Consider the following 5850-nt stretch of genomic DNA (forward strand, 5'->3'; position numbering starts at 1 on the left):
GTGGAGGCCCTCCTTCTTGACGAGGTTTTTGAGCTGGACGAACTCCGCGCCCATCTGGACCTTGGCCTTGATCCATTCCGGCTTCCGTTCCACCGGTGTGGCCGCGTTTCGCTGCTCAATGCGCAGCATCTTCCGGCCTTCTGGTGCCAGTGTCACAGTAAAGCTCCTTCTGGGCCAGGGCGGGGTGTTTCCGGGCAACTCCATGGTCAGGGCTTGGCCCCGGTCCCGTCTACTAATGAACTGCGCGGTTTTGCACTTGCGTATAGACAATCGTCCAAAGTCCACGCGCTGGAGCGGCCTTCATACATATGGATAAAGGGTATCGACAAAATTAGGCAGGTTGCTGTAGTCAGCCGCACAGGCCCTGCCCAATGATGGAGGGCAACAACGCTGTGACCCCGGTCACGGCGCAAGCGACACGCTTTTGATCTGCGGCGGGAGAGTCCTGCAAGCAAATGATGCGGGCGCCGTAGGAGCAAATCCTCCCCAGGAATCTCTCAGGCCCACGTACCGCCGCGACGAGGCAACTCTGGAAAGCAGTTCGCCCTTCATCATGAAGGGCGAGCTCACCGACGGTGCAAGCAGACCCCTGTCTGCGGAATCTCTCAGGTCCACGACAGAGCGGGGAGGAACTTGATCCACAGCCGTGTCCTTCGKGCCGGCCCGACCCTGGAGTTCCATATGACCGTTCAGTCCCATCCCTCTGCCTTCGTAGACCGGCACATCGGCGCGCGCCGCCAGACCGACATCGACACCATGCTCAAGGCGATCGGCTACGACAGCGTTGATGGCCTCGTGGACACTGCCGTGCCCGACTCCATCCGCCAGCAAAAGCCGCTCAGCCTCGACGGCGCGCTGAGCGAGGTCGAGGTGCTGGCCGAGCTGCGCAAGCTGGCGTCGAAGAACAAGACCGCCGTGCAGATGATCGGGCAGGGCTACTACGACACGCTCACCCCGCCGGTGATCCGCCGCAACATCCTTGAGGCCCCGGCCTGGTACACGGCCTATACCCCGTACCAGCCGGAGATCTCGCAGGGCCGGCTTGAGGCGCTGCTGAATTTCCAGACCATGGTCCAGGACCTCACCGCTCTGCCGGTCGCGAATGCTTCCCTGCTGGATGAAGCCACCGCAGTCGCCGAGGCAGTGCTTCTGATGCGCCGGGCCAACAAAAACAAGTCCGCTGCCGGGGCCAAGACCGTCCTCGATACCGATGTGCTGCCGCAGACCATCGCGATCGTCAAGGGCCGTGCCGAGGCGCTGGGCTTCGAGGTTGAGGTCGCCGACCTCTCGAAGGGCCTGCCCGACGGCGTCATCAACGGCGTCGTCCTGCAGCAGCCGGGCGTCTCCGGCCGGGTGTGGGACCAGTCTGCCGTGATCGCGGAGGCTAAGGAACGCGGCGCACTGGTCACCGTGGCGGCGGATCTGCTTGCCCTGACCCTGATTACCCCTCCGGGCGAGCAGGGGGCTGACATCGCAGTCGGCTCCACGCAGCGCTTCGGTGTGCCGCTGTTTTTCGGCGGGCCGCACGCCGCCTACATGGCGGTGCGTGAGGGCATGGAACGCACGCTTCCGGGCCGCATTGTGGGGGTGTCCAAGGACAACGCCGGCGTCCCCGCCTACCGTCTGGCCCTGCAGACCCGCGAGCAGCACATCCGCCGTGAGAAGGCCACGTCCAACATTTGCACCGCGCAGGCGCTGTTGGCCATCGTCTCCTCGATGTACGCCGTCTATCACGGCCCCGATGGCCTGAAGGCGATCGCCGAGGCCGTCCACAACAACGCCCGCACCCTGGCAGCGTCCCTTAAGGCCGCCGGCCGCGAGTTGGTATCCGAGTCCTTCTTCGACACCGTCACGGTCCGCGTCCCCGGCAAGGCCGCCAAGGTCATCGCGGCGGCCGAGGCCCGCGGCATCAACCTTCGCGTGATCGACGCCGACACGGTGGGTGTATCCGTTGATGAAACCACGACGCCGGACGTCCTCGCCGCCGTTGCCGTCGCCTTTGGCGCCGGCCCGGTCGGTTCAGCCCAGGGTCTCGAACTGCCGGAGTCCGTGCTGCGCTCCTCCGACTTCCTGCAGCACCCGGTGTTCAACACGCACCGTTCCGAGACCCAGTTGCTGCGCTATATCCGCCGCCTCTCGGACCGCGATCTGGCCCTGGACCGGACCATGATCCCGCTGGGGTCGTGCACCATGAAGCTGAACGCCACGGCCGAGATGGAGGCCATCTCCTGGCCGGAGTTCGCTTCCATCCACCCCTTCGCCCCGGAATCCCAGACCGCCGGCTGGCGTGAACTGATCGAGGACCTCGAAGGCCAGCTGACCGAGATCACGGGCTACGACCAGGTCTCGATCCAGCCCAACGCCGGTTCCCAGGGCGAGCTCGCGGGCCTGCTGGCGATCCGCGGCTACCAYCTCTCCCGCGGCGATGCCCAGCGCACCGTCTGCCTGATCCCGGCCTCCGCGCACGGCACGAACGCGGCCTCSGCCGTGCTSGCCGGCATGAAGGTCGTGGTCGTGGCCACGGCTTCGGACGGCACGATCGACCACGCGGACCTGACCGCSAAGATCGAGCTGCACAAGGACGCGCTGTCCTGCATCATGATCACCTACCCGTCCACGCACGGGGTGTACGACGCCGATGTCCGCGAGGTCTGCGACGCGATCCACGCCGCCGGCGGCCAGGTCTACATCGACGGCGCCAACCTCAAYGCCCTGGTCGGTCTGGCCCAGCCSGGCATRTTCGGCGGCGACGTCTCGCACCTGAACCTGCACAAGACCTTCTGCATCCCGCACGGCGGCGGCGGMCCSGGCGTCGGCCCGGTCGCGGCCAAGGCCCACCTGGCACCGTTCATGCCCGGCAACGCGGCTGACCCCGCCAACGGCGCCGACGGCACCCCGATCTCCGCCTCCCGCTACGGCTCGGCCGGCGTCCTGCCGATCTCCTGGGCCTACGTGAAGCTCATGGGCGGCCGGGGCCTCACCGAGGCGACCAAGTCCGCGCTGCTCGCGGCGAACTACATCGCGGCCCGCCTCAACGACTCCTTCCCGGTGCTCTACACCGGCGAAGGCGGCCTGGTGGCCCACGAATGCATCCTGGACCTGCGCGAACTCACGGCCAAGACCGGAGTGACCGCCGAGGACGTGGCCAAGCGCCTGATCGACTACGGCTTCCACGCCCCCACCCTGGCGTTCCCGGTGGCCGGCACCCTGATGGTGGAGCCCACCGAATCCGAGGACCTGGGCGAGATCGACCGCTTCATCACGGCCATGGTCGCCATCCGCGCCGAGATCGACCAGGTGGCCAACGGCGAATTCACCGTGGAGCACAGCCCGCTGCGCAACGCCCCGCACACCGCCGCTGCCGTGATCAGCACCGACTGGACCCGCGAGTACCCGCGCGAACAGGCCGTCTTCCCGGTCCACACGCTCAAGCAGGACAAGTACTTCCCGCCCGTCGGCCGGATCGACGGAGCAGCCGGGGACCGCAACCTGATCTGCTCCTGCCCTCCCCTCGAAGCCTTCGAAGACCACTCCGATGATTCCGCCAACTCCGATTCCGCCAACTAAGGACAGCCAACGATGACTGAGAATTACACGGCACTTTACGAAGAACACAAGAAGCTCGGCGCCTCCTTCACGGACTTCGGCGGCTGGCAGATGCCGCTGAAGTACAGCTCCGAACTTGCCGAACACCATGCCGTTCGCAAGTCCGCGGGACTGTTCGACCTCTCCCACATGGGCGAAGTCTGGGTCACCGGCCCCGACGCCGCATCCTTCCTGGACTACGCCCTCGTCGGCAAGATCTCCGCGATGGCCATTGGCAAGGCCAAGTACTCGCTGATCTGCAACGAGGACGGCGGCATCATCGACGACCTCATCACCTACCGCCGCGGCGACCAGAAGTTCCTCGTGGTCCCCAACGCCGGCAACGCCAAGGTAGTCGCCGAGGCCCTCGCTGAACGGGCCGGTTCCGGAAAGGACGGCGGGTTCGACGTCACCGTCCGTGACGCGTCCGCCGAGATCTCGCTGATCGCCGTGCAGGGACCCAAGGCCCAGGAGATCCTGCTGCGCCTTGTCCCCGCTGCGCAGCACGAGCTCGTCACCGGCCTGAAGTACTACGCCGCCGTGGACGTCCCGTTCATGTTCGGCGGCGCCAGCCAGGACCTCCTGCTGGCCCGCACGGGCTACACCGGTGAAGACGGCTTCGAGATCTTCGTCGCGAACGACGACGCCGCCGCCCTTTGGCAGGCGCTCGTCGCCATCGCCGAGGACGGCGAGCTGACCCCCGCCGGGCTCGCGTCCCGCGATTCGCTCCGTCTCGAGGCCGGCATGCCGCTTTACGGCAACGAACTCTCCCTCGAAGGCGATCCGTTCGCCGCCGGCCTGGGCCCCGTCGTCGCCCTGTCCAAGGAAGGCGACTTTATCGGCAAGGCCGCCTTGGCCGCCAAGAAGGAAACCGGCGCCGGCGCCACGACGGGCCGCAGGCTCGTCGGGCTCAAGGGCCTCGGGCGCCGGGCCGGCCGCGGCCACTACCCGGTCCTCAAGGACGGCAACGTCGTCGGCGAAGTCACCTCCGGCCAGCCCAGCCCGAGCCTCGGCTACCCGGTCGCGATGGCCTATGTGGACGTCGAATTCACCGAGCCCGGCACGGCACTGGACATCGACCTCCGCGGCAAGGCCGAACCCTTCGAAGTTGTCGCTATGCCTTTCTACAAGCGCCAAAAGTAGTCTGCCGCGGCCTGTCCCGGTGTCTGTCTTGTGGCCGGCACCGGGGCTGTCCGACTGAGTTTTCACGCGTGCTCGCTCGCTTGACCCGCCGTCCCCCTAACCTCGCAAGCTCGGTTAGGGAACCCTGACGGCGGTCGCTCGCTTAGACGCACGCTTCCGAAAACCCAGCCCGGCCAGCCCCTCGGGGGTACGTCACCTTGGAGACATCACGCCACATCCGGACCATCGGGAACCGGCGCCTTCGAAAGCCAAAAGTGCTGGGGGAGGTGCCGCCTACCGCGGCTCTGGGTTGTTCCAAGCTCGATCATTGGGGGTTGAGCTTGATGACACCCTTGAAGCCAAGAAGTAGCCCGGCTCTGGAAGATATCGAAAGGCCGCTGTTTCTTCCGGGAAAACGGCTGGCCCCGAAAACTGTTGGCCCCGAAAACTGAATTTTTTTTGATAGCGGCAGGGGAGCGAATTCCGGAAGCGTGCGTCTAAGGGAGCGTCGCGTCCGCCCAGCGGGCGCCTTCGCGACCGAGCACGCGGAGGAATTCGGTTTCCGGCCGCATAACCCGGCCACAATTGATTTAGCACCAACGACCACTCCAAGACTTAGGAAAAACACATGGCAAAAGTTGCCCCTGAACTGCAGTACTCCGACGAGCACGAGTGGGTTGCGCGGGAGGCCGGGAACGTTGTGTCCATCGGCATCTCGGCCGTCGCCACCGACGCGCTGGGCGACATCGTCTACGTGGACCTGCCCGAGATCGGCGCCACGGTGACCGCGGGGGAGACCTGCGGCGAAGTCGAATCGACCAAGTCCGTCTCGGACCTGTACGCGCCGGTGACGGGCGAGGTCACCGAAATCAACCCTGCCGTCGTCGATGACCCCGCGCTGATCAACAGCGATCCGTACGGTGCCGGCTGGCTCTTCAAGGTGGCGGTCGCTGAAGAAGGCCCGCTGCTCTCGGCGCAGGAGTACGCGTCCAAGAACGGTGGCGAACTGTGAGCGGCGCAACGGCGGCCGCGGGCACACAGACGCTGGCGTTTGAGCAGGTCGTTTCCCGGAGTCTGGACGCGGACCTGTCCGTGCTGGATCCGGAGATCGCCGCGAAGATCGACGCCGAACTCAGCCGGCAG

3 protein-coding genes, 2 pseudogenes and 1 riboswitch are annotated in these 5850 nt (G+C 66.1%); of the genes and pseudogenes, 4 read left to right on the forward strand and 1 reads right to left on the reverse strand.

The annotated features are described in order from the left end of the window. A pseudogene (locus AC1D1W_RS19585) lies at window positions 1-156 on the reverse strand (lipoyl synthase); the annotation flags it as partial. Between the two features lie 269 nt (window positions 157-425). Next, window positions 426-523: riboswitch (glycine riboswitch) on the forward strand. A gap of 158 nt (window positions 524-681) precedes the next feature. Between AC1D1W_RS19585 and gcvP the strand changes: the two are divergent. The 4 genes and pseudogenes from gcvP to AC1D1W_RS19605 all read left to right on the forward strand — a co-directional run. Continuing rightward, window positions 682-3567: an aminomethyl-transferring glycine dehydrogenase gene (gcvP, locus tag AC1D1W_RS19590; protein WP_476944568.1), complete on the forward strand. Its 2886-nt coding sequence runs from the start codon at window positions 682-684 to the stop codon at window positions 3565-3567. 12 nt (window positions 3568-3579) lie between these two features. Beyond that, window positions 3580-4728 carry a glycine cleavage system aminomethyltransferase GcvT gene (gene gcvT, locus AC1D1W_RS19595; RefSeq protein WP_476944569.1) on the forward strand — a complete coding sequence of 383 codons (1149 nt, stop codon included), beginning with the start codon at window positions 3580-3582 and terminating at the stop codon, window positions 4726-4728. Between the two features lie 607 nt (window positions 4729-5335). Beyond that, window positions 5336-5719, forward strand: a complete 384-nt coding sequence (gcvH, locus tag AC1D1W_RS19600; RefSeq protein ID WP_476944570.1) for a glycine cleavage system protein GcvH — start codon at window positions 5336-5338, stop codon at window positions 5717-5719. Beyond that, a pseudogene (locus tag AC1D1W_RS19605) lies at window positions 5716-5850 on the forward strand (serine hydroxymethyltransferase); the annotation flags it as partial. The gene gcvH and the pseudogene AC1D1W_RS19605, both read left to right, overlap by 4 nt.

It is taken from the genome of Arthrobacter sp. P1_B4 (assembly GCF_056406555.1).

Excerpts from the sequence above, each read along its gene's own strand:
- gcvH (WP_476944570.1), top strand. The coding sequence starts at position 5,336 with ATGGCAAAAGTTGCCCCTGAACTGCAGTACTCCGACGAGCACGAGTGG.
- gcvT (WP_476944569.1), top strand. The coding sequence starts at position 3,580 with ATGACTGAGAATTACACGGCACTTTACGAAGAACACAAGAAGCTCGGC.